Annotated in this window: 24 protein-coding genes and 1 pseudogene; 8 read left to right on the top strand and 17 right to left on the bottom strand. The window is 57.5% G+C overall.

Going from position 1 to position 21,885, the window contains the following annotated elements; all coding sequences use genetic code 11:
* The first annotated feature begins 88 nt into the window (after positions 1 to 88).
* Positions 89 to 1,216: a homogentisate 1,2-dioxygenase gene (locus tag R0I78_RS04815; RefSeq protein ID WP_317074512.1), complete on the top strand. Its 1,128-nt coding sequence runs from the start codon at positions 89 to 91 to the stop codon at positions 1,214 to 1,216.
* Positions 1,213 to 2,211, top strand: a complete 999-nt coding sequence (locus tag R0I78_RS04810) for a fumarylacetoacetate hydrolase family protein (protein ID WP_317074511.1) — start codon at positions 1,213 to 1,215, stop codon at positions 2,209 to 2,211. Before R0I78_RS04815 ends, R0I78_RS04810 begins: the two co-directional genes overlap by 4 nt.
* On the opposite strand, the gene R0I78_RS04805 is transcribed toward R0I78_RS04810, so the two are convergent.
* The 4 genes from R0I78_RS04805 to rpe form a co-directional block, all read right to left on the bottom strand.
* Complete coding sequence (locus R0I78_RS04805) at positions 2,196 to 2,408, bottom strand: hypothetical protein (protein ID WP_040614365.1); 213 nt, start codon at positions 2,406 to 2,408, stop codon at positions 2,196 to 2,198. The genes R0I78_RS04810 and R0I78_RS04805 overlap by 16 nt on opposite strands.
* Before the next feature lie 103 nt (positions 2,409 to 2,511).
* Entirely contained in the window at positions 2,512 to 3,519 is a 1,008-nt protein-coding gene (gene trpS, locus R0I78_RS04800) for a tryptophan--tRNA ligase (RefSeq protein ID WP_019933220.1), read from the bottom strand.
* Positions 3,520 to 3,538: 19 nt separating this feature from the next.
* A complete protein-coding gene (locus tag R0I78_RS04795) occupies positions 3,539 to 4,207 on the bottom strand; it encodes a phosphoglycolate phosphatase (protein WP_317074510.1) in 669 nt (222 codons plus the stop codon).
* Positions 4,200 to 4,874, bottom strand: coding sequence for a ribulose-phosphate 3-epimerase (gene rpe / locus R0I78_RS04790; RefSeq protein WP_019933218.1), 675 nt, complete (start codon positions 4,872 to 4,874; stop codon positions 4,200 to 4,202). Before rpe ends, R0I78_RS04795 begins: the two co-directional genes overlap by 8 nt.
* Positions 4,875 to 5,086: 212 nt before the next feature.
* On the opposite strand from rpe, the gene R0I78_RS04785 reads away from it, so the two are divergent.
* Entirely contained in the window at positions 5,087 to 5,263 is a 177-nt protein-coding gene (locus R0I78_RS04785) for a DUF2970 domain-containing protein (RefSeq protein ID WP_317074509.1), read from the top strand.
* On the opposite strand, the gene R0I78_RS04780 is transcribed toward R0I78_RS04785, so the two are convergent.
* From R0I78_RS04780 to pilM, 9 genes and pseudogenes are all read right to left on the bottom strand, one after another.
* Positions 5,260 to 6,078, bottom strand: a complete 819-nt coding sequence (locus R0I78_RS04780; RefSeq protein WP_317074508.1) for a Dam family site-specific DNA-(adenine-N6)-methyltransferase — start codon at positions 6,076 to 6,078, stop codon at positions 5,260 to 5,262. The genes R0I78_RS04785 and R0I78_RS04780 overlap by 4 nt on opposite strands.
* Positions 6,079 to 6,151: 73 nt before the next feature.
* Positions 6,152 to 7,486: an SPOR domain-containing protein gene (locus R0I78_RS04775; RefSeq protein ID WP_317074507.1), complete on the bottom strand. Its 1,335-nt coding sequence runs from the start codon at positions 7,484 to 7,486 to the stop codon at positions 6,152 to 6,154.
* 3 nt (positions 7,487 to 7,489) lie between these two features.
* Positions 7,490 to 8,557: a 3-dehydroquinate synthase gene (gene aroB / locus R0I78_RS04770; protein ID WP_317074506.1), complete on the bottom strand. Its 1,068-nt coding sequence runs from the start codon at positions 8,555 to 8,557 to the stop codon at positions 7,490 to 7,492.
* A gap of 15 nt (positions 8,558 to 8,572) precedes the next feature.
* Entirely contained in the window at positions 8,573 to 9,091 is a 519-nt protein-coding gene (gene aroK, locus R0I78_RS04765) for a shikimate kinase AroK (protein ID WP_026344579.1), read from the bottom strand.
* Between the two features lie 157 nt (positions 9,092 to 9,248).
* Positions 9,249 to 10,451, bottom strand: a pseudogene (locus tag R0I78_RS04760) (type IV pilus secretin PilQ); the annotation flags it as partial.
* Positions 10,452 to 10,522: 71 nt separating this feature from the next.
* Positions 10,523 to 11,065 (bottom strand): pilus assembly protein PilP, encoded by a 543-nt coding sequence (locus tag R0I78_RS04755; protein ID WP_317074505.1) that lies wholly within the window; start codon positions 11,063 to 11,065, stop codon positions 10,523 to 10,525.
* Entirely contained in the window at positions 11,062 to 11,646 is a 585-nt protein-coding gene (locus tag R0I78_RS04750; RefSeq protein ID WP_317074504.1) for a type 4a pilus biogenesis protein PilO, read from the bottom strand. Before R0I78_RS04750 ends, R0I78_RS04755 begins: the two co-directional genes overlap by 4 nt.
* Positions 11,643 to 12,197, bottom strand: a complete 555-nt coding sequence (locus R0I78_RS04745; protein ID WP_317074503.1) for a PilN domain-containing protein — start codon at positions 12,195 to 12,197, stop codon at positions 11,643 to 11,645. The genes R0I78_RS04750 and R0I78_RS04745 overlap by 4 nt, the downstream gene beginning before the upstream one ends.
* The gene (gene pilM / locus R0I78_RS04740) at positions 12,185 to 13,243 is read right to left on the bottom strand and encodes a type IV pilus assembly protein PilM (RefSeq protein ID WP_317074502.1); all 1,059 of its coding nucleotides are present in this window, start codon (positions 13,241 to 13,243) and stop codon (positions 12,185 to 12,187) included. Before pilM ends, R0I78_RS04745 begins: the two co-directional genes overlap by 13 nt.
* A gap of 163 nt (positions 13,244 to 13,406) precedes the next feature.
* Here pilM and R0I78_RS04735 point away from each other — a divergent pair, with 163 nt between their 5' ends.
* Complete coding sequence (locus R0I78_RS04735; RefSeq protein WP_317074501.1) at positions 13,407 to 15,785, top strand: PBP1A family penicillin-binding protein; 2,379 nt, start codon at positions 13,407 to 13,409, stop codon at positions 15,783 to 15,785.
* A gap of 51 nt (positions 15,786 to 15,836) precedes the next feature.
* On the opposite strand, the gene R0I78_RS04730 is transcribed toward R0I78_RS04735, so the two are convergent.
* Positions 15,837 to 16,682, bottom strand: coding sequence for a Tim44-like domain-containing protein (locus R0I78_RS04730; RefSeq protein ID WP_317074500.1), 846 nt, complete (start codon positions 16,680 to 16,682; stop codon positions 15,837 to 15,839).
* A 141-nt stretch (positions 16,683 to 16,823) separates the two neighbouring features.
* Between R0I78_RS04730 and dnaB the strand changes: the two genes are divergently transcribed.
* Entirely contained in the window at positions 16,824 to 18,218 is a 1,395-nt protein-coding gene (dnaB, locus tag R0I78_RS04725) for a replicative DNA helicase (protein WP_019933205.1), read from the top strand.
* A gap of 9 nt (positions 18,219 to 18,227) precedes the next feature.
* Positions 18,228 to 19,316: an alanine racemase gene (gene alr / locus R0I78_RS04720; RefSeq protein WP_317074499.1), complete on the top strand. Its 1,089-nt coding sequence runs from the start codon at positions 18,228 to 18,230 to the stop codon at positions 19,314 to 19,316.
* Between the two features lie 73 nt (positions 19,317 to 19,389).
* Here the strand turns inward: alr and R0I78_RS04715 are convergent, their stop codons facing one another.
* From R0I78_RS04715 to zur, 3 genes are all read right to left on the bottom strand, one after another.
* Entirely contained in the window at positions 19,390 to 20,268 is an 879-nt protein-coding gene (locus R0I78_RS04715) for a bile acid:sodium symporter family protein (RefSeq protein WP_317074498.1), read from the bottom strand.
* A gap of 63 nt (positions 20,269 to 20,331) precedes the next feature.
* A complete protein-coding gene (locus R0I78_RS04710) occupies positions 20,332 to 20,538 on the bottom strand; it encodes a hypothetical protein (RefSeq protein ID WP_317074497.1) in 207 nt (68 codons plus the stop codon).
* 38 nt (positions 20,539 to 20,576) lie between these two features.
* Positions 20,577 to 21,026 carry a zinc uptake transcriptional repressor Zur gene (gene zur / locus R0I78_RS04705; RefSeq protein ID WP_317074496.1) on the bottom strand — a complete coding sequence of 150 codons (450 nt, stop codon included), beginning with the start codon at positions 21,024 to 21,026 and terminating at the stop codon, positions 20,577 to 20,579.
* Between the two features lie 159 nt (positions 21,027 to 21,185).
* On the opposite strand from zur, the gene R0I78_RS04700 reads away from it, so the two are divergent.
* Both R0I78_RS04700 and R0I78_RS04695 read left to right on the top strand, forming a co-directional pair.
* A complete protein-coding gene (locus tag R0I78_RS04700; RefSeq protein ID WP_014293460.1) occupies positions 21,186 to 21,368 on the top strand; it encodes a type II toxin-antitoxin system HicA family toxin in 183 nt (60 codons plus the stop codon).
* 43 nt (positions 21,369 to 21,411) lie between these two features.
* Positions 21,412 to 21,852, top strand: a complete 441-nt coding sequence (locus tag R0I78_RS04695; RefSeq protein ID WP_317074495.1) for a type II toxin-antitoxin system HicB family antitoxin — start codon at positions 21,412 to 21,414, stop codon at positions 21,850 to 21,852.
* Positions 21,853 to 21,885: the final 33 nt, after the last annotated feature.

Genomic DNA, 21,885 nt, shown 5'->3' with positions numbered 1-21,885 from the left:
CATTTTTGAACACAAGTTTGAAGCCATGCCGCACATTATGGCCAGGCAGCTATAGTGAGTAAGAGTTTGATCTTCACCGGAGGCAACATTGAAACACCGAGTGTCTTTTCCGCTGCGTGAAGGCGTGCATTCCCGCCAGGCGCACTGCGATTTGCCCGCCGGCAGCTATGAGCGGGAGATTGGCAAAGACGGCTTTTTTGGCCCGGCCACACATATGTATCACCGCCATCCGCCTACCGGCTGGAGCCATTGGGAGGGATCATTGCGTCCGCGCGCACTGGATACCAACAAGCTTCCCGATATGGGCCCCTGCCCCTGGCATGCGGTTCCTTTGCTTTATAACGAGCATTTATGCGTTCGGTTGTGGCGCTGCAACAGCCCCATGGATCATCTGGTGCGCAACGGCGACGGCGAAGAATGCCTGTTTGTGCATGCGGGCAGCGGCGTGCTGTTTTGCGACTATGGCCGGCTGCCCTTCAGCAAGGGGGATTATGTAATTATTCCCCGCTCCACCAGCTGGCGAATTGAGCCGAATGAGCCGGTTACCCTGCTGATGATAGAAGCCACCCACGGCAGCTATCAGCTGGCCGACCGAGGCCCAGCCGGCCAGCATGCCATTTTTGACCCGGGTGTGCTGGAACATCCTCATATAGATGAAGCCTTTGCGGAGCAGGCCGGGCGCGCCGGTGAGTGGCAAGTCAGGCTCAAGGCCCGGGGGCAGTTTAATACCATCACTTATCCCTTTAATCCGCTTGATGCGCTGGGCTGGAAGGGTGACTTAACCGTGCTGCGGCTGAACTGGCGGGATATTCGGCCATTGATGAGCCATCGTTATCATCTGCCGCCTTCTGCGCACAGCACCTGGGTGGCCAGCCACTTTGTGATCTGCACCTTTGTGCCCCGCCCCATGGAGCAGGACGCCGGTGCACTCAAGGTGCCTTTTTTTCATAACAATGACGATTACGACGAGGTGCTGTTTTACCATGAAGGTAATTTTTTCAGCCGGGATAACATTGATGCCGGCATGATCACCTGGCACCCCTGTGGCTTTACTCACGGGCCGCATCCCAAGGCGCTGGCCTCCGCACAGAGCAATTCCCGCACGGCCACCAACGAGGTAGCAGTGATGATTGACAGCCGCTATCCGCTGGAGCTGGCTACCCTTCCTGCCGGTGTGGAGAACACCGATTATGTCAACTCCTGGAGGAAATCGTGAAACTGGCATCTTTAAAAGAAGGCCGCGATGGCAGCCTGGTAGTGGTATCCCGGGATTTGCAGCTGGCCTGCCGCGCCGACGGCATTGCAGCTACCCTGCAGGCGGCACTGGATAACTGGGATGAATGCGAGCGGGGGCTGAACGCCATGTATCAGCGTTTGAACCGTGGTGAATGCGCTCATGCTTTTGCCTTTGATACGGCGGCCTGTGCCGCGCCCCTGCCCCGGGCCTATCAGTGGGCCGACGGCAGTGCCTATGTGAGCCACATAGAGCTGGTGCGCAAAGCCCGTGGGGCCGACATGCCGCCGGATTTCTGGACCGATCCGCTGATGTATCAGGGCATGTCGGACGGGTTTCTCGGCCCCTGTGAGCCAATTGAGCTGGCGGATGAAGCCTGGGGCATCGACTTTGAAGGGGAAATAGCGGTGATTACCGGCGATGTGCCCATGGGCATCAGCGCTGAACAGGCCCATCCCCATGTGCGGCTGCTGATGCTGGTGAACGATGTCTCGCTGCGCAACCTGATTCCGGCAGAGCTGGCCAAGGGGTTTGGCTTTTTTCAGTCGAAACCCGCCACCGCCTGCTCGCCAGTGGCGGTGACTCCCGATGAACTGGGCCAGCACTGGCAAAACGCCCGGCTGCATTTGCCGTTGCGGGTCTTTTTAAACAACCAGCTGTTTGGCCACCCCAATGCCGGGGTTGATATGACCTTTGGCTTTGACCGGCTTATTGCTCACGCCTGCCTCAGCCGCCACTTGAGTGCCGGCACCGTGATTGGCTCGGGCACCGTATCCAACCGGGATGAAAGCACCGGCTCCTGCTGCATTGCCGAGCGGCGCACCCGCGAGCTGCTGAACACCGGCGAGGTCAGTACGCCATTTATGCAGTTTGGAGACAGCGTGCGTATGGAAATGCTGGACGAGCAGGGGCGCAGTATTTTTGGGGCCATTGATCAGCAACTGGTGCCCTATAAAGCAGCTCAGCTGTCGAGATAGCGCCCCAGGGTGAGCTCACGCTCGCGCTGGCATTCTGCCAGATAAATGGCGGCGGCAATCTGTGATTTGCTGTGATATTCGTCTATGGCGCGAGAGACCATGCGCTCCAGGGTTTTGTCGTTTTTGGCCATGCGGAACTTGCGCAGCCAATACATTTTATCCTGCAGTTGCTGCTCTGGATTCATCGTTTCATTCATTGATGAGTGTATTCCAAAAGGAAGAAGTAAACAGGATGAACCTGTCTGTTAAGATAGTTGAAAATAATAAATAGTTCCCGTGTTTAGCACGGGAACATCAGGCTTAACGTGCCCGGGGCACAAAACCAATTACATCATACACTTTGTCGAGGGTTTTCACTGCTTTTTCCCGGGCCTTGCCGGCACCCAGCGTCAGCACCCGGCGCAGCTCGGTTTCGTCTTCCCGCAGCTCATGAAAACGCTGCTGAATGGGCGTGAGCATGTCGAGCACGGCTTCGGCGGTTTCGGTTTTGAGGTGGCCGTACATTTTGCCTTCAAAGTGCTGCTCCAGCTCGGCCACGGAGCGGCCGCCGGCACCGGACATGAGGGTAAGCAGGTTGGACACGCCGGGCTTGTTTTGGGGGTCGAACTTGACCAGGGGCGGATCGTCCGAGTCGGTAACGGCGCGCTTCAGCTTTTTGGCGATCTTTTTGGGATCTTCCAGCAGGCCGATAAAGTTATTGGCGTTATCGTCCGACTTGGACATTTTTTTGGTGGGCTCCTGCAAACTCATAATGCGGGCACCGTCTTCCGGAATAAAGGGCTCGGGTACGGTAAATACCTCGCCGTACAGCTGATTAAAGCGATAGGCAATATCCCGGGTCAGCTCAAGATGCTGCTTTTGATCATTGCCCACCGGCACCTGATTGGCCTGATAAAGCAGGATATCGGCAGCCATTAACGCAGGATAAGTAAACAGGCCGGCGTTAATGTTTTCGGCATAGCGGCTGGACTTGTCTTTAAACTGGGTCATGCGCGACAGCTCGCCGAACTGGGTGTAGCAGTTCAGCACCCAGGCCAGCTCGGCGTGTTCGGGCACATGAGACTGAATAAAAATGGTGCTCTGCTCGGGGGTGAGGCCAATGGCCAGATAAAGCGCAGCGGCATCCAGACAAGCAGAGCGCAGGGCCTGCGGGTCCTGGCGCACGGTAATGGCGTGCATATCCACAATGCAATACAGGCAGTCATAGTCCTGCTGCATTTTTACCCACTGGCGCAGGGCGCCCATGTAGTTGCCTATGGTCAGCTGGCCCGAGGGCTGGGCACCGCTGAGTACGATGGGTTTAGCCATGATATTCCTTGTGGTGTATTTAAAGCTTAAGTATTGAAACCAGACCGGCAAAGTCGTCGAGCACCCAGTCGGGCTGGCTGTCGGCAATGGCGCGGCCATAGTTATAGCCGTAGGTGAGCCCTGCCACCGCCATGCCTGCTGCTTTGGCCGCCAGCACGTCGTTTTCGGAGTCGCCCACCATCAGGCTGCGGGCCGGGCTTACATTAAGCTGCCGGCACACATGCAGCAGCGGAGCAGGACTGGGCTTTTTCTCGGTCATGCTGTCGCCGCCCAGCACCAGTTCAAAATAATCTTCAAGTCCGGCGGCGGCCAGTATGCCCGGCACAAAACGGTAGGGCTTGTTGGTCACCAGCGCCAGCCGTTTACCCGATGCGCGCAACTGCTCAAGGGTGCCGAGCACACCGGGATAAAACACCAGGGTGCCGTAGGCATGGCTGGCGTAGGCCTCGTCAAACCGGTAACGGGCCTGCTGCTGCAGCGTGGCGTCCGGAATATGCCCCAGGGTCGCCGTCAGCGCACGCTGTACCAGCATATCGGCCCCGTTGCCCACCCAGCTGCGCACCGCACTCAGCGGCTGGGTGGCATAATTGAGACTGGTCAGCATGTCGTTGATGGCTTCAGCCAGCTGAGGCACGCTGTCTATTAAGGTGCCGTCGAGATCAAACTGAACCAGATCAAAATCAGCCATGGGCGGCAGCCAGCTCCCGGCGCATGTCGTCAATCACCGCTTTGTAGTCGGGCTGACTGAAAATGGCCGAGCCGGCCACAAACATGTCGGCACCGGCTTCGGCTATTTCCCGAATATTACCGGGCTTGACGCCACCGTCTATTTCCAGGCGAATGTTACGGCCGCTTTCATCAATGCGGCGACGGGCCTCGCGCAGTTTGTCGAGGGTGCCGGGAATAAAGGACTGACCGCCAAAACCGGGGTTGACCGACATCAGCAGAATAACGTCTACCTTGTCCATGACATAGTCAAGATAGCTTAGCGGTGTGGCCGGGTTAAACACCAGGCCGGCCTGACAGCCCTGCTCGCGAATAAGCCCGAGGGTGCGGTCAATGTGCTCGGATGCTTCCGGATGAAAGGTAATAATGGAAGCTCCGGCTTTGGCGAAGTCGGGCACCAGGCTGTCTACCGGCTTAACCATCAGGTGCACATCGATGGGCGCGGTAATGCCATAATCACGCAGCGCCTTGCACACCATGGGGCCTATAGTGAGGTTGGGCACATAGTGGTTATCCATGACATCAAAATGGACCACATCGGCACCGGCCTGCAGCACGTTATCTACGTCTTCGCCCAGACGGGCGAAATCGGCAGACAGAATGGAAGGTGCAATTAAAAAGTCTTTCATCGGGGTTACCTTGAGCGCAAAAAACGCTCCAATTCTACCCCTTCAGAAAGCGGTAAGCTATAACCCCCTCCCAGCCTCCCCCTTAAAAAGGGGGAGGAGACAAAGAAACACCTCCCCTTAAAAAGGGGAAGTGTACAGGAGCACACATTTTCCCTCCCCTTTCCAAGGGGAGGGTCAGGGTGGGGTTGGAAAGAATGTAAGGAGTTTAATTGATGAACTGGAAACACAGATTGCAGGGCGTGCTGGCGGCCTTGTTCGGGGTGCAGTCGGAGCACCATCGCCGGCAGCAGTTTTCCGGCAGCCCCTGGCCCTGGGTGGCACTGGGGGTGGTGTTGATACTGGTGTTTGTGCTGGCACTGCTGGGAATTGTAAAAATGGTGCTGTCTTAGCGAAACAGCGCCAGCAACTCGTTTACTTTTTGCCGGTTATGGCCGTGACGGCTGATGGTGCGCTTGACCGCCACCACATCAAGGCTGGCTTCCCGGTACAGCTCGCGGGTGAGCGGAATATCGTGATTGCTGATCAGCACCGGCACGCCCCTAGCGGCGGTTTCCCGGGCCAGCCGGGCCAGTATGGCCTGATCGTCCAGAGTAAAGCCGTTGGCGGCATAGGTGGTAAAGCTGGCGGTAGTAGACAAAGGTGCATAGGGCGGATCACAGTAAAACACCTGATCCAGAGTGGCATTGGCAAACACCTGATCATAGCCCTGGCACACAAAGGTGGCTTTTTGCGCTTTTTCGGCAAAAAACCACAGCTCTTTTTCCGGAAAATAAGGCTTTTTATAGGCCCCGAAAGGCACGTTAAAACCGCCCTTGCGGTTGTAGCGGCACAGGCCGTTATAGCCATGGCGGTTCAGATATAAAAACAGCAGGGCTCTGCGCCAGCTGTCCTGCTCCTGATTGAACTCGGTGCGCAGACCATAATAAACGGCTTTGTCGTTGTGCTCAGACACAAACAGGCCCGCAGCCTCGCGCACAAAGGCATCGGGGCGCGTTTTCAGCAGCTGATAGAGGTTGATCAGATCGGCGTTGATATCGGCCAGTATGTAGGCATCGAAGTTCGAGTTCAGAAATACCGAGCCGGCCCCCACAAAAGGCTCAACCAGGGTGCCTGCCTCAGGCAGCCGGCGGTTGATGTTGTCTACCAGACCATATTTGCCGCCGGCCCATTTAAGAAAGGCGCGGGTTTTTGTTACTGTTGCCATGCTTGCCGGACCCGGAACGCAAATAAAGGGCGCGCATTGTAACCCCATGGAAGAGTCATGACCATGGCCATGACTAGGGGGTGGCCTCTTTTTGCACCTGGCCAAAAGGCTTGGGCCAGGGCTTGGCAGCCCTGAGCTCTGCAGGCAGGCGGCCAACTGCCGCTCTGGCCTGCTCGGCTGAGGCAAAATCACCGTGCACCAGCACATACCAGGGCTGACCGTTCAGGTTGCGGGAATAGACCCAGGCTGGTGATAAGTTATGGCGGGTCATCAGCTGATTAAGTGCGTTCTTATCCCGGCTGGCCATCAGCTGCAGGGTGTAGTGCCCTGCTGGCTGCCGGGAAAGCGCAGCGGGCTGACCGGCCGCCGGCTGTGCCGCCGGCGCACTTTGTGCCTGCTTGCTGGCCGCTTGTACGGTTTTGCGCTGCATCAGCTGACTGACCACTTCATCGTCTATGACCACCCGCTCCTTGCTGGTGTCTTGCGGCGACTCGGCCACCTGAGTGGTAACACGGGGAGACTCGGGTAACGGCTCTACCGGCCAGTCACTGACTAGGGCTTCTCCCTGCTCTTCAGCAGCAGGCGTCACCGGCAGGGTGTCAGCAGTCACAGGACCGGCCGGAGGCTCAGGCAGGGATTCAGCCTGAAACGGCTGAGCAACCTGGGCCGGCGGCGCTTCATCCTTGCCCAGCAAGGCACTGACAATCACGCCAAGCCCTACAATAATCAGCCCTGTCAGCAGAATTTTAACCGGCTTTTGCTCCAGCCACTGGCGGTATTCGGGTGTTTTCATGCTTGGCTCCGTACTGACCACAAGATCTCCCGGATAATGCATGCTGGCCAGTTGCCCGGCCGCCGGCGCACTATCCCGGAGGCTGCATAACTGCAGTTTATCTTCTTCGCTCAGTTCAGGAACTTCAAGCTCCAGCACCGGCATTTGCAGCTCCTGCAACAGGGTGCGCACGCCACTGGCCCAGGATGACAACCCCATCAATACCATAAAGGGCCGCTGCGCCGATGGCAGTGCCAGGCTCATTTCGGCCAGCTCCTGCAACTGAGCGTCGGTCAGCCACTGGGCGTTATCCACCACCAGCAGACGCTTGCCGGGTGCGGCGGGCAGCAGCCGGTTTACCGAGTCGGAAAGGGGATCGCCGGCATCAAAGATGGCACCGGCAAACCACTGCTCCAGCAAGGCTTCACGAAATACTTTCTGGCTGGTGATTAAACGGGCGTCGAGCACCACCGGCGTCAGCAACTCACTTTGCTGAGTGAGCAGAGTGGCCAGCGTGGATTTGCCCGCCCCTTTGGGGCCAGACACCAGCGCCAGCTCATGGTCGAGCCGGGCCAGATGCAGCAGCCGTTCTAGCAGCTGCTGCTGGGATGAGAGCGCACGCACAGAGCCGGTCACGATTCAGCTCAGCACCTGTGTCAGCTGGGCTTCTGTGACATCACTGACCACTTGAGCCCGGCCTATGCCCTGGGGCAGCACCAGACGCAACTGACCCGCCAGCACTTTTTTGTCCCGCATCATGTGGGGCAGATAATTGGCTGTGGTCATTTGCTCAGGCCCGGCCACTGGCAGGTTAGCCTGCTCCAGCAAGGCCTGAACCCGGGCCACCTCGGCCTCGGTCATATCACCGCGCAGGCGGGCAGTATGACAGGCCTGCATGGTGCCGGCCGCCACCGCTTCGCCGTGCAGCCAGTTGCCATAACCCATTTCGGCTTCAATGGCATGGCCAAAGGTATGGCCTAGATTAAGCAGCGCGCGCACGCCGTGCTCACGCTCATCACTGGCCACCATGTCGGCCTTGATTTCGCAGCAGCGGCGAATGGCATAAGACAACGCCTCGGTATCGAGCTGTTGCAGACGCGTGATGTTCTGCTCCAGCCAGGCGAAGAAGCCGGCGTCCCAGATAATGCCGTATTTGATCACCTCGGCCATGCCGGCGGCAAATTCGCGCGCCGCCAGTGTGCCGAGGCAATCGGTATCTATCAGCACCAGCTCGGGCTGATAAAAGGCCCCTATCATGTTTTTGCCAAGAGCATGGTTAACCGCGGTTTTGCCGCCCACCGAGGAATCAACCTGAGCCAGCAGTGTGGTGGGTACCTGAATAAAGGGCACACCACGCTGATAGCAGGCAGCAGCAAAACCGGTGAGATCACCGATAACACCGCCCCCCAGGGCGATAAGGGTAGTATCGCGGCCGTGACCGTTTTCCAGCAGCGTGCCCATCACCTGATTAAAGGTGTCGAGATTTTTAAACTGCTCGCCGTCGGGCAGCACCAGGCTTTCTGCCTCAAGCGGAGCCAGTGCTGCCAGCAAGGGCGCAAGATACAGCGGTGCCACTACCTCATTGGTGATCACCAGCACCTTTTTGCCCTTGATGGCACTTTTCAGCAAGGTACCATCGGCAAGCAGGCCACTGGCAATATGAATGGGATAGCTGCGCTCTCCCAGGTTCACGGTTAACCTTTCCATGGAGCTTCTCCGGGCTTACAGGCCAATAAGTTCAACAATCTGATTGGCCACCAGCTTGGCGCTTTGCTCATCGGTGCGCACCACATAGTCGGCCACTTCCCGATACAGCTCGTTGCGCTCTTCAGCCAGACGCTCCAGCACATCCCGGGGCTCTTCTTTGGTTTGCAGCAAGGGCCGGCGCTTGTCTTTCTGCACCCGGGCCAGCTGTTTTTCTACCGTGGTTTCGAGGTAGACCACTATGCCCCGGGCCGACAGCCGGTTGCGGCTTTCGCGGCTCTTTATTGAACCGCCACCAGTAGCCAGCACTATGCCCTGCAGCTCGCTCAGCTCATTGATGACCTTTTCTTCGCGTAGACGAAAGCCTTCTTCGCCCTCTACATCAAACACCCAGCTGATATCGGCACCGGTACGGCGCTCGATTTCCTGATCGGAGTCATAAAACTCCATGTGCAGTTGCTGCGCCAGGTATTTGCCGATGGTGCTCTTGCCCGCACCCATGGGCCCCACTAGGAAGATATTGCGTTTTTCAGCCATGTTGCACGAAATTCTCACAAACAAATGCGCCCCACGAACACCGCGGGGTCGACGATGAACCTAACCTTGATTTTCTGAAACTGGACGCCGGATTATCGCAACTGCGCCGGCGACTGGCAAGGAGCATGCCGCCACTGTTTATTTTGGCGACAATTCCTTAAATGCTGTCATGCACGATACGGGGGGTGACGAAGATAATCAATTCCCGCTTGCGGTTGGTGTCTTGCGTGCTTTTGAATAAGTGCCCCATTACCGGTATGTCGCCCAGCAGCGGCACCTTGCTCACCCGGCGTAAAATGTCCTGCTGGTAAATGCCTCCCAGCACCAGGGTTTCACCGTCGTTGACCAGCACCTGAGTGGTGACCGACTGGGCATTGATGGAAGGCACCTCAGAGCCGTCGGCCTGAGTGATAAACTCGCCAACGCTGTCTTGAGTGACCAGTAAATCAAGCACCACACGGTGATCAGGCGTAATTTGCGGTGTGACTTCCAGGCTGAGATAGGCATCGGCAAATTCCACATTGGTGCCTTGCTCACTGACGGTGCTGTAGGGAATTTGTACCCCCTGCTGAATCACCGCCGGTTTCTGGTTGGAGGTGGTCACTCTGGGGCTGGCAATAATTTCGGCGCGGTTTTCCCGCTCCAGCGCGGTCAGTTCCAGATCGAGAATATTACCGCCGGACAACTTGGCAATCTGCAGGCCGATGGAGCCGCCTTCCGCCGACACTGGCAGATTGACATTGAGGTTACCCTCGGTCTGGTTGCTGCCGCCGGCGGTGTCGTTGCGGTATTCCCAGTTAATGCCCAGCTCCTGCTCCAACCCCTCGTTGATGGTGACCATGCGTGCTTCAATCACCACCTGCTTAATGGGAATATCCAGCAGCGTCAGCATGCGGCGCACATTGCTGATGCTTTCCCGCGTGTCTTTAATGACCAGCATATTGGTCCTGTCATCCACCGCTATGGCCCCCCGCTCCGATAACAGCCGGGTGCTTTCATTACTGAGCAGCGCCAGCATGCTGGCCGCTTTGGCGTAATTGATTTGCAAAAATTCGGTCTCCAGCGGGGCCAGCACCTGCTGCGCCTGCTGATTTTCCAGCTGGCTCTGCTCCTGCAGTGCCAGCTCGGCAGCCGGGGCCACCAGCAGAATATTGCCGTTCATGCGCTTATCGAGACCACGCACCTGCAAAATGGTATCCAGTGCCTGCGACCAGGGCACGTTGTCGAGGCGCAGAGTCAGATTGCCCTGTACCGAATCGGTGGTGACCAGGTTAACCTGATTGAAATCAGCCAGGATCTGCAGTGCGGTGCGCACCGGAATATCCTGAAAATTCATGGATATGCCCTTATTCCCCTGCTGGCTCAGCTGCTGTGCCATTGCCGGCATCAGCGCCAGAGACAGTAACACTGACACCATCAGCCTGCCCATGGTTATTGTTTGCATACGGCGCACTCCTGTTCTTTGCTGACCAGCAACAAGGTGCTTTCACGGCGATTCCAGCACCCCCTGCCATCGGACAGATATTCTTCCAGCACAATACGTTCACGGCTGACCACCCTGACTTCACCATGATGCAGCCCCATTCGGTCACCCGGTGTCACTGTGTGGGTAATGCCGTCGGGCGCAGACACCAGACCTGTGATCAGCCCGCCCTGCTGCAGGGTGCCGCGCATGGACAAGCGCTCAAGTGCATAGTGCTCAAGCGGCTGTTTGGGCCCGCGCATAGCGGGCGCAGTGCAATGAGCGGCAGCGGGTGGTGCGGTGGCGGCCACTTCCGGCACAGGCAGCGCAAAGGGGCTGCGCTGACTGGCCGGCTGATAGGGCTCGGGTACATAACTGCTGACCGGTGGCACCGGCTCGGGTGCCGCCCCCGGCCGGGTGCGCACATCCAGGGTGTATTGCTGCAGGTTATCCGGATCACCGCAGCTGGCCAGCCCCAGCAGCAGCACCAGCATCAGCATCAGCGCTTTCATGGCATCTCCTGCGGGTTATATTGATAGGTTTTGGCCTGCATACTCATATTAAGCTGCTCGTTGCCGGTGTGGCTAAGGGTAAAGCTGTCGAGTATGACAATGCGCGGCAGGGCGGCGATATCGGCCACAAAGTGCCCCAGCTGATGATAGCTGCCACTGACAATAATGCGCATGGGCAGCTCGATGGAAAACTTCCCCGGCTGCTCGGCTTCCCAGTTGATGCGCTCTATCTGCAGGCCGTTGTCGGTGGCAATGAAGCTGATGTCGTCGAGCAAACCGGCCACTTCAAGCCGGCTGGGCAGTTTTTGCAGCTCGGTATCAAGCCGCGCTTTAAGAGTTTTGAGCTGTTTTTCATAAGCAGGCAGGGCCGCAGCCTGCGCCGCTTTGGCCTCAAAGGTATTTTTAAGGCTGGCTTCCCGCTCTGTCATGCGCGCGAGTTCGGCTCTGTTATCACTTAACAGAAACTGCCACATCAGTCCGCACAGCAGCAAACAGACAGCCGCAATAACACCAACTCTCAGGGGCCGTGGCCACTGCCCGATATGCTCAAGCTCCAGTTCGTTAAGCTCTTCCAGGTTCATGGCTGCTCTCCTTGCGGGGTGACCATCACATTCATGGAAAACTGGCTGAGGGGAATGTCGCCGTCACCGGCGGCGTAAATGGCACTGAGCCTGGGTCTGGCAAGCCAGCGGCTGGCCTCCATGCGGCGCAGCATGGCAGCCACCCTGGGGTAGGCTTCGGTTTTGCCCGCCAGCTCAAGGTGCTCGCTGCTGACCTTAAGCGAGTTTAAGTACACACCGGGCGGAACCAGCTCCGGCATCTGATTAAACAGATGCACTGAAAAGGCCCTTTGCTGTTGCAGCTCATCAATCAGCCGGACCCGCTCCAGCAATTGCTCCCGCTGCTGACGAATGGTGCTGATTTCTCCTAACGCCTGATCCAACTGGTTGATCTCGGTTTGCAGATAATGGTTACGCGCCTGCTGCCGGGTGATCTCTTGTGTCAGACGGACATTAAGCAGCGCCATGGCCAGCAAGGTAAGCGCCGAGGCCAGTGCCAGCTGCAGCATAAAGCGTTTTCTTTGCCTGGTTGCACGATCTTGTCGCCAGGGCAGCAGATTTATACGGGACACGGGGTAAAGCTCCTTAGCGCCAGCCCCAGGGCAATGGTGCAGGCAGCGGCACCGGGATAGTCCTGCTCACTGCCACCCAGCAGCCGGTCAAAACGCGGCTGCAGCACGGGAATAGCTAACTCCTGCTCCAGCACGGCGGCCAGCTGGGGCAGCTGGCTGGCGCCCCCGCTGAGAAATAGCGCCTGTGGTGGCCGGCTGTCGGTACCACTGTTAAAAAGGTGCATGTTGCGGCGAAGATGCTGAAGCACATTGTTGATATGCTGCTGACTGGCGTTTTCCTGCAGCTCCGCAGGCAGCGTGTGATCCAGCTTGGCTGCTTCTGCCTGAGCAAAGGGCAGCCCGGTCAGCTCACTCAGTTCACGGGTAAGGTCAGCTCCGCCAAAGTGATTAAGCCGGCTGTGGATCAGCTCGCCCTGCTCCAGCACGCCAAAGCTCAGACACTCGGCACCAATATCGGCCAGCGCCAGCCGCTGCACGCCTATTCGCTCACTGGCCAGCAGGGCATGCGCGGCCCTTGCCAGCGCGTGAATGCCAATATCCATTACCTGCACGCGCCAGCCTGCCAGCTCAAGGGCTGAAACCCGGCTGGCAATGCTTTCTTTGCGGGCGGCACTGAGCAGAATGTTTTCTCTGTCGGGGCGCTGCGGGTTGGTGCCCAGACGTTCAAAGTCCAGGCTGATATCTGCCAGAGAAGAGGAAATATGCTGATCGGCTTCCAGACTTATTTGTTGCTCCAGCTCCTCATCGGTCAATCCTCTGGGCAAGGCAATAATTTTGCTGGTGACATTGCTGCCGGAGACCGCGGTGGCCGCAACCCCCGCACGACTGCCAAGCTCACGGCGTAACCGCCTGAGCGCTTCACCAACAGCCGCAATATCCTGTATTTGATGATCCACCATACTGTGAACAGGAGCAGGAACCATGGCCATGGCTGCCAGCTGCATGTGCTCCGGCCGGCCTTTCAGGACCACCGCCTTGAGATTGGCCGAGCCCAAGTCCACACCCACCATCCATTCTGTATCCCGCATTCTGAGCAGACTAAACATGAGCGTCCATACCCTTGTTTTTATTAATGTCTTTAAGCTTAGACGGCCTTGGGGCCAAGGTTGGAATCAGGCTAAATATAGCCAAAAGCGCTCGAACATAACGGCGCTCACAGGATATACTTCGTGGCTACTGGTTAAAAAATGATTTATTGGGTTAACTTGCATGTTTAAATGGCTTATTCGCCTGCTCAGCCTTGTGTTCTTTCTGGGCTTATCGGGCATAGTGGCACTGTTGGTGCTGTATCAGCAGATTGGTGCTGAATTGCCTGATGTGTCTGCGCTGAAGGAAGTTCGTCTGGAAACACCGATGCGAATTTACAGCCAGGACAACGAACTTATTTCGCAATATGGTGAGCAGCGCCGCACGCCCGTATCCATTGAGCAAATGCCCCAGCCACTGATTGACGCCTTTCTGGCTACCGAAGATGCCCGCTTTTATGAGCACCCCGGCATCGATCCTGTGGGTATTGTGCGGGCCGCCATGGTATGGCTGAGCACAGGAGAAAAACGTCAGGGGGCCAGCACCATTACCCAGCAGGTGGCCCGCAACTTTTTTCTGACCCGGGAAAAAACCATAGTGCGCAAGGTAAAGGAGATTTTTCTTGCCCTGCACATTGAAAAACAGCTGAGCAAGAATGAAATTCTGGAGCTGTATCTGAATAAAATTCCGTTGGGACACCGCTCCCACGGCGTGGGTGCCGCGGCCCAGGTGTATTACGGCAAGGACCTGGCGGACCTGACCCTGGCAGAAATGGCCATGATTGCCGGTCTGCCCAAGGCCCCCTCCATTCTGAACCCCATCAGTCATCCGCACCGGGCCGAAGAACGCCGCGCCGTGGTGCTGGGCCGTATGCTGGAAACCGGAAAAATTACTCAGGCTCAATATAACGAGGCCATGGCCGCACCGGTAAAAGCCCGTTATCACGGTGCCGAAATTACCCTGAATGCGCCTTACCTGGCAGAAATGGCCCATCAGTTTGCACTGACCCTGTTTGGCGAAGAAGCCTACACCCGGGGCCTGAATATTTACACCACAGTACATGCAGACGAGCAGCAGGCGGCCAATGAAGCCCTGGTTAACGGCCTGCTGGGTTACGACCTGCGCCATGGCTACCGTGGCTCTGCTGCTACCCTGTGGCAGGGGGGCACGCCCTGGAATGAAGAACAGATCACCGAGCACCTTGATACGCTGCCGGACTACTGGCCTCTGTTGCCGGCAGTGGTAACCGGTGTGAGCGAACGCAGTGCGACTGTAGTGATTAAGGAGAAGGGCAGCAGCACCCTTGAGTGGGACGGCCTGAAGTGGGCCCGGGCCTATATTGCCGACAATCGTCAGGCACATGCACCCAAACAGGCCAGCGAGATTGTAAAGGCCGGCGAGCAAATCTGGGTGCGCCCTCAGGGTGAGGGCTGGATGCTGGGCCAGGTGCCGGAAATTAACGGTGCTCTGGTGGCGCTGGAACCACAGACAGGTGCGGTAACGGCGCTGAGCGGCGGTTTTAACTTTACGCTGAACAAGTTTAACCGGGTGAATCAGGCTGAGCGCCAGATGGGGTCCAATATCAAACCCTTTATCTATTCCACCGCGCTGGATCATGGTTTTACCCTGGCCAGCCTGGTGAATGATGCGCCCATTAACCATTGGGATGCCGGCAGCGGCAACTCATGGAAGCCGCGCAACTCACCCAATGTTTATGACGGCCCCATTCGGGTGCGAGAGGCGCTGGCTCGTTCCAAAAACGTGGTGTCTATCCGCCTGCTGCGCGACAGTGGCATTGCCAATGCCATGCAGCGCCTGAATGACTTTGGCTTTGATACGGCCAGCATTCCTGCTACCGAGAGCCTGGCACTGGGTTCACCGTCGGCTACGCCGCTGCAGATGGTGACCGGCTATGCTGCCTTTGCTAACGGTGGCTACAGGGTATCGCCTTTTGTGGTGGAGCGTATTGAAGATGCCAATGGTCTGGTGCTGTATCAGGCAGCACCGGAGCAACAGCGCATCATCAGTGAGGAAAACGCCTTCTTGATCAGCTCGGCGCTGGGCTCGGCCATTCAGGGCGGAGCCAGTGGCAGCCGCCGCTGGAATGGTACAGGCTGGCGGGCGGGCCGGGCACTGGGGCGCACCGATATTGCCGGCAAAACCGGCACCACCAATGACTCCCGGGACGCCTGGTTTTCGGGCTTTAACCCCAACCGGGTGGCCACTGCCTGGGTAGGCTTTGATGACTTTGGCCGCCCGCTGGGCCGCACCGCCTATAACCCCAACCTGGGGCGGGATCAGGTGGCCGGTGGTGAGTTTGGTGGCAGTACTGCGCTGCCCATTTGGGCGGATTATATGAAAGTGGCGCTGTCGCATTTTCCCGAGCAACCGCGCAGTGTGCCCGCCGGGCTGGTGTCGGCGAGCATAGATACCAGCACAGGTTTGCTGAGCAGCCAGGGGCGCACCGAGTATTTTGTGAAAGGCACCGAGCCTCAGCGCTACAGCCGGCCCGACAGCCACCAGCAGTTTGGCGGCACCAGTGTGACCGACGAGTTGTTTTAAACCACCATAAAAAAGGGCAGCCCGAGGGCTGCCCTTTTGATTTCGGGTTAATCAGGCCAGATCTTCCAGGCCCACAATCAGCCAGGGCGCATCGGGCTGGGTCAGGTCCCGTTCCAGGTGCCAGATTTCATTGATATCCTGCTCCACATTTTCAGCACTGTCGCGGTAGCGGCCGCTGAACTTGAGGCTGACCTGGGCCTGATAGGAAGTGTGATCGGCCCGTACCAGCTCGGCATCCACAAACATCACTTCAGTGTGTTGCTCGCCGCTCAGGGTGGCGCGCTCACGGCTCAGCTCGGCAAACAGCTCAGGCGACATATATTCACGCATTTTTTCCAGATTGTTCTGGTTCCAGGCCTCTTGCAGCGTACGGTAGTGCTCACGGGAGCCCTGCAAAAACGCCTGCAGGTCAAAACCGGGAGGCAGGCTGAAAGGCACATCAGTCTGGCCAAAGCCGCCGGTTGCACCGGCAACCGGTGCCTGAGGCGGTGCCTCAAAACGCTGAGGGCCATTATAGGCGGGCTGTTGTGCCTGTGCCTTGCCCCGGCGCAGCGCCCGGAACAACATAACGGCACCAAAGGCCAGACCGGCAATCAGTATGAAATCCATAAACTGAAAGCCTTCAAAAGCACCGGAGCCCAGCAGGGCCGCAAACAGACCACCGGCCAGCAGGCCACCCAGCAAACCGCCCATCAGGCCGGACTTTTTGGACTGGGGCTGAGTCTGGTTGGTGTTATTGCGGTTAATATTCTGCTGAGCGGGCTGGGCCGGTGCTGTTTTGAACGACTTACCCACAGAGCGGCTGCCGCCGCCCATTTTACGGGCTTCGGCATCAAAGGCGGTGGCGGTGAGGCCGACCGCAAAAATCAGAGTAAAAAGTGCAAGCAATTTGCGCATGGTTATTTCCTTGGTTAACGGGCTGGTAACATCCTAATGCAGTGACATGTTATGTCAATATTCTCGGCAGACAACTTTGAACCTTTCAGTTACCGGTAAAAATTCCGATAATGACGTTTTGCTCAATCAGTGAGAATTTAGATGACAGACAAGACCGCCGCCCGGTCCGATCAGGCCCTGGCCCAGCTGAAAATGCCCCCTCATTCCTTTGAAGCAGAGCAATCTGTGCTGGGCGGCTTGCTGCTGGACAACAACGCCTGGGACAGAGTGGCGGAAAAGGTCTCGGATGCCGACTTTTACAGCCGGCCGCACCGGCTGGTGTTTCAGGCCATGCAGCGGCTGAGCCAGAACAACAGCCCCATTGATCTGATCACGGTGCAGGAAGAACTGGAACGCCACGAAGCCCTGGAAACCGTGGGCGGTTTCTCCTATCTGGTGGAAGTAGCCAAAAACACGCCCAGCGCCGCCAACATAGGTGCCTATGCCGACATAGTACGCGAGCGGGCCGTGGTGCGGGAAATGATATCGGTGGCCAATGAAATTGCCGAGGCCGGTTTTGACCCCCAGGGACGCAGTTCGGCCGATCTGCTGGATTTGGCAGAAAGCCGGGTGTTCAAAATTGCCGAGAGCCGTACCAATGCCAATGAAGGGCCACAACCACTGCGGCACCTGCTTGAAAAGACGATCGATCGCATAGAGGAATTATTTAAAAATCCGCACCAGGGCATTACCGGTGTCTCTACCGGATACAATGATCTGGATAAAAAAACTGCCGGACTGCAGTCTTCCGATCTGATTATAGTGGCAGCACGCCCCTCTATGGGTAAAACCACTTTTGCAATGAATCTTTGCGAGCACGCTGCACTAACAAATGACAAACCAGTGCTCATATTCTCCTTGGAAATGCCATCTGAGCAGATTATTATGCGGATGCTTGCATCCCTGGGAAGAATCGATCAAACCCGTATTCGAACCGGGCAGCTGGATGATGAAGACTGGGGCAGATTGTCTTCCACCATGGGCATGTTGCTGGAAAAGGGTCAGCTGTATATTGATGATTCTTCCGGCCTGACGCCAACCGAAGTTCGCTCCCGCGCCCGTCGCGTGGCCCGCGAACATGGAGGCCTCAGCATGATCATGATTGACTATCTGCAGCTGATGACGGTGCCCAGCCTGGCGGATAACCGGACTCTGGAGATTGCGGAAATCTCACGCTCGCTCAAGGCGCTGGCCAAGGAGCTGGAAGTGCCCGTGGTGGCACTGTCTCAGCTGAACCGAAGCCTGGAGCAACGGGCCGACAAACGGCCGGTCAACTCGGATCTGCGGGAATCCGGCTCCATTGAGCAGGATGCCGACCTCATCATGTTTATCTACCGGGACGAGGTCTATCACGAAGACAGCCCCGACAAAGGTATCGCTGAAATCATTATCGGCAAGCAACGTAACGGACCCATAGGCAAGGTGCGGCTGACGTTTCAGGGGCAGTTCTCCCGCTTTGATAACTACGCCGGACCGGATTTCGATGATGATTATTAAGGAGCGAAGATGGATGCACGGGGAGCGGTGGCCCGCATCAGTCTGGAGGCAATTCGGCACAACCTGAAGGTGGCAAAACAACATGCCCCTGACGCCAGCGCCATTGCCGTAGTAAAAGCCAATGCTTACGGCCACGGTGATCTTGCCGTGGCGGCAGCCCTGGAGCAGGACGCCGACATGTTTGCGGTGGCCCGCTTTGAAGAAGCCCAGCGCCTGCGCGCCGGCGGCATTCAGTTGCCCATTCTGCTGCTGGAAGGTTTTTTTAATATTGACCAGCTGCACTATGCAGCCCGCCACAACTTTCACCTGTGTGTGCACAGCCATGAACAGCTGGCCGCGCTGGAGCGCACTCCCCTTGCAGCTCCGGTCACCGTATGGGTAAAAATTGACTCCGGTATGCACAGGGTGGGTTTTTTGCCGGAAGAAGCCGATGCCGTATTTGCCCGCCTGAGCAAGCTGTCGCAGGTGGTGCAGCCGGTAAATGCCATGACGCATTTTGCCCGCGCCGATGAACCCGACAACCGGGGTGCCACTGATGAGCAGATTGCCCGCTTCAAGGCGGTAACCGAAGGCCGGGTAAAGCACACTGCTCTGTGCAACTCCGCCGGCGTGCTGGCCTTTCCTGATGCCCATGCCGACTTTATTCGCCCGGGCGTGATGCTCTATGGCATTACTCCCTTTGGCGAGCAACAGGGCACCGACGTTGGCCTGCGCCCGGCGATGAACTTTACCACTACGCTGATTGCGGTGCGCGAGCACAAGGCCGGCGAGCCGGTGGGTTATGCCGGCAGCTGGGTCAGCCCCCGGGATACCCGCATTGGCGTGATCGCCGTGGGTTACGGCGACGGTTATCCGCGCATGGCCCCGGCCGGCACTCCCGTGCTGGTGAACGGCCGCCGGGTGACGCTGGCCGGCCGGGTATCCATGGACATGGCCACGGTGGATCTGGGCCCGGATGCCACCGATAAGGTAGGTGATGAAGTGATCTTGTGGGGCGACGGCCTCGCTGCCGAAGAAGTGGCCCGCCATGTGGGCACCATTGCCTATGAGCTGGTAACCCGCATGACCGCCCGCCCCCGGCTGGAGTACACCGACTAAATGACAAGGTTGGGACTCGTTCCAACCCTTCTTCATCAAAAAGCCCGGTTGTATTCAACCGGGCTTTTTTGTTTCATGCCTCTCGCCACTGTACCGGCTGTTGCCGGCGGCGAAACCATCCCAGCAGCAGCAACGCCGGAATATTCATTACAATGCCATAAAGCAGGGCCATCAGCGCCAGCTCATCGGAGCCGAGCTGAGTGTAGGCCACCATAATGGCAATGGCAGCATTCTGAATGCCGGTTTCAAAGGCCAGACTGCGGCAGGCGGCCTCGGAACAGCCTGTAAGCCGCGCGATCCAGAACCCCGCTCCCAGTGCTAGTGCACACAACAGCACCATGGCCAGCGCCGCGCCGCTCCACAAAGAGGGCAAGGCGTCACGGTGACGTGCCACCAGCACTATCAGCAGCAATAAAAACGCCAGACTCACTACCTTTTTCAGGCGGGGCTGATATTGCTGCACCCAGATACACCAGCGCCGGCGCACCAGCATGCCAAGCACCACAGGTACAATGCAGATAAGCGCCAGCTGTGCCATGGCCGGCCCCAGCGGCAAAGACAATCCCGCTTGTTGCTGGCCCAGCCAGCTCAGCTGCAACACCACGGATACGGGCATCCACAAGGGAGCAAGCAGCCCTACAAAGGCGGTCAGGCTGATAGACAGTGCTGTGTCACCGTCTGCCAGAAAGCTGAACATATTGGAGGTGGCTCCGCCGGGGGCCGATGCCACCAGAATGAGTGCGGCACCCAGCAGTGGCGGCAACGCCAGCAACACTATCAGTAACCAGGCCAGCAGCGGCAGTAATAACCACTGCAGCGCCAGGCCGGTAAACAGAGCCCGGGGCCGGTGTAGCAAACGGCGAAAATGGCCGGGCTCCAGCGTGGTACCCATGATCAGGGTCATCAGCCCCAGCAGCAGGGGCAACATCAGATTAATCAGCGGCTCATTCATGCCGGCACTCCGCACTCAAAAATGGCATGCTAGCATGATGGCGCTTTAAGGTTCTGACTCAGGTCATTTTTTGACGTTAAAACGCTGCTCGAACACACCATCGGCGGCATGCCACTTGAGGTAATACCAGGGGTTGTCGGTTTGCCAGACCGGAAAGGTCAGCTCAATTTTATTGTCTTCATAGCGATACAGCGAGGTGCTTAAATGCACCTCGCTGGCCAGAAACAATAAAAACAGCAGGAATATGATTGACCGTATTAATGCACCCATGGATCCGCCCTTGTGGTGGTGACATTAATACAAGCATATCAGCTGGTGGTGTTTTCGCCGGCACAGTGCCGGCACTGGCCGTGGGCCTCAATGGACTGGCTGGTAATGGCAAAGCCGTGCAGCTCAGCCTGATGCTCAAAGGCATGGTTAATCGCCTCGTCGTGCAGCTCTATCACATTGCCGCACTGAGTGCAGATAAGCAGCTGCATGGGGTGATGCTCGGCAAAATGCTCGCAGAACAAAAAGGCATTCAGCGACTCCACCTTATGTACAAAACCCTGGGCCAGCAAAAAGTCCAGCGCCCGGTAAACCGTGGGCGGCTTGGCATGGGGCTCCAGCTCTTTAAGCTGATCCAGCAGCTCGTAAGCGCTCACCGCTCCCTTATGACCAGCGATTAAAGTGAACACATGACGGCGGGTGGGCGTAAAACGCACACCACGCTGGTTACACAGCCGCTCGGCACGCTCAAGTTGTTGTTGCACAGACATAAATCAGGCTCATTAAAAGGCTACTGGGCGTATTCTACCACAGCCGCCCCGCCCTTCCTGCGCCCGGGCAGTCTCTGGACCCATTTCTTCCTACTTTACCCGTCTTGCGCCCTGTGTGTATGCGTGTGTAGAATGAGTTCACTTGGTTAGGAGGCTCTAATGACGTCAGGCGACCTGATCAAGGAATTGAAAGCCGCCGGCTGCGAGCTCAAACGGCAGGGCAAAGGGAGTCACGAGATATGGTACTCACCAATCACGGGCAGAACCTTCCCGGTGCCACACCCGAAGAAATCGCTGCCGGTCGGCACTATCAAGTCCATTAAGAAAGCGGCGGGGATCTAACCCCCCGCTCCTTGGGCCTGACACTATGCTAGCGGAGGTGCTTATGTTGTTTTCAGTCGGTGTTGAATATCCGTCCCATGACGGCGAGGCGCTCGGCCTGGTGGTGCCTGCGCTTTGTAATGATGATTATGCCTGCTTCAGTGCAGCTGACAGTGAAGCGCAAGTGAAAACTATGGCCACAGAAGCCATTGCCATGGTGGTAGAGGAAATGGTCAGCAATGGCCATGGCGTTGACGGCATCAAGGATCTTGGCCCGCGTCATTACCGGCAGATGGAAGACTATAACCACTGCGATGGCTGGCTGTTGCTGGACGTGGATTTAACCGAGTTTATGGGCAAGCCAAAGCGGATTAACGTCAGTCTGCCGGATGGTCTTATTCAGCTGATTGATACTCGGGTGAAGGCATCACAGGGCCAATACCGCGACCGCAGCCACTTTCTGGCCGTGGCCAGCCGCCACGAACTGGAAGAACACTCAATCTAAGCTATCTTGCCGAAGGCAGCAGCCTTCGGCATC

Origin of the sequence: Oceanimonas sp. CAM02, assembly GCF_032842915.1 — a bacterium.
Classification (GTDB): Bacteria; Pseudomonadota; Gammaproteobacteria; order Enterobacterales; family Aeromonadaceae; genus Oceanimonas; species Oceanimonas smirnovii.
The sequence above is the reverse complement of the archived record's forward strand: the minus strand, read 5'-3'. Positions and strand labels throughout refer to the sequence as shown.

Excerpts from the sequence above, each read along its gene's own strand:
- trpS (WP_019933220.1), bottom strand. The coding sequence starts at position 3,519 with ATGGCTAAACCCATCGTACTCAGCGGTGCCCAGCCCTCGGGCCAGCTG.
- R0I78_RS04785 (WP_317074509.1), top strand. The coding sequence starts at position 5,087 with ATGAACTGGAAACACAGATTGCAGGGCGTGCTGGCGGCCTTGTTCGGG.
- R0I78_RS04695 (WP_317074495.1), top strand. The coding sequence starts at position 21,412 with ATGTTGTTTTCAGTCGGTGTTGAATATCCGTCCCATGACGGCGAGGCG.
- R0I78_RS04805 (WP_040614365.1), bottom strand. The coding sequence starts at position 2,408 with ATGAATGAAACGATGAATCCAGAGCAGCAACTGCAGGATAAAATGTAT.
- R0I78_RS04715 (WP_317074498.1), bottom strand. The coding sequence starts at position 20,268 with ATGAATGAGCCGCTGATTAATCTGATGTTGCCCCTGCTGCTGGGGCTG.
- pilM (WP_317074502.1), bottom strand. The coding sequence starts at position 13,243 with ATGTTTAGTCTGCTCAGAATGCGGGATACAGAATGGATGGTGGGTGTG.
- aroB (WP_317074506.1), bottom strand. The coding sequence starts at position 8,557 with ATGGAAAGGTTAACCGTGAACCTGGGAGAGCGCAGCTATCCCATTCAT.
- R0I78_RS04750 (WP_317074504.1), bottom strand. The coding sequence starts at position 11,646 with ATGAACCTGGAAGAGCTTAACGAACTGGAGCTTGAGCATATCGGGCAG.
- dnaB (WP_019933205.1), top strand. The coding sequence starts at position 16,824 with ATGACAGACAAGACCGCCGCCCGGTCCGATCAGGCCCTGGCCCAGCTG.
- zur (WP_317074496.1), bottom strand. The coding sequence starts at position 21,026 with ATGTCTGTGCAACAACAACTTGAGCGTGCCGAGCGGCTGTGTAACCAG.
- R0I78_RS04710 (WP_317074497.1), bottom strand. The coding sequence starts at position 20,538 with ATGGGTGCATTAATACGGTCAATCATATTCCTGCTGTTTTTATTGTTT.
- R0I78_RS04755 (WP_317074505.1), bottom strand. The coding sequence starts at position 11,065 with ATGAAAGCGCTGATGCTGATGCTGGTGCTGCTGCTGGGGCTGGCCAGC.
- alr (WP_317074499.1), top strand. The coding sequence starts at position 18,228 with ATGGATGCACGGGGAGCGGTGGCCCGCATCAGTCTGGAGGCAATTCGG.
- R0I78_RS04700 (WP_014293460.1), top strand. The coding sequence starts at position 21,186 with ATGACGTCAGGCGACCTGATCAAGGAATTGAAAGCCGCCGGCTGCGAG.
- R0I78_RS04795 (WP_317074510.1), bottom strand. The coding sequence starts at position 4,207 with ATGGCTGATTTTGATCTGGTTCAGTTTGATCTCGACGGCACCTTAATA.
- R0I78_RS04780 (WP_317074508.1), bottom strand. The coding sequence starts at position 6,078 with ATGGCAACAGTAACAAAAACCCGCGCCTTTCTTAAATGGGCCGGCGGC.
- R0I78_RS04735 (WP_317074501.1), top strand. The coding sequence starts at position 13,407 with ATGTTTAAATGGCTTATTCGCCTGCTCAGCCTTGTGTTCTTTCTGGGC.
- rpe (WP_019933218.1), bottom strand. The coding sequence starts at position 4,874 with ATGAAAGACTTTTTAATTGCACCTTCCATTCTGTCTGCCGATTTCGCC.
- R0I78_RS04730 (WP_317074500.1), bottom strand. The coding sequence starts at position 16,682 with ATGCGCAAATTGCTTGCACTTTTTACTCTGATTTTTGCGGTCGGCCTC.
- aroK (WP_026344579.1), bottom strand. The coding sequence starts at position 9,091 with ATGGCTGAAAAACGCAATATCTTCCTAGTGGGGCCCATGGGTGCGGGC.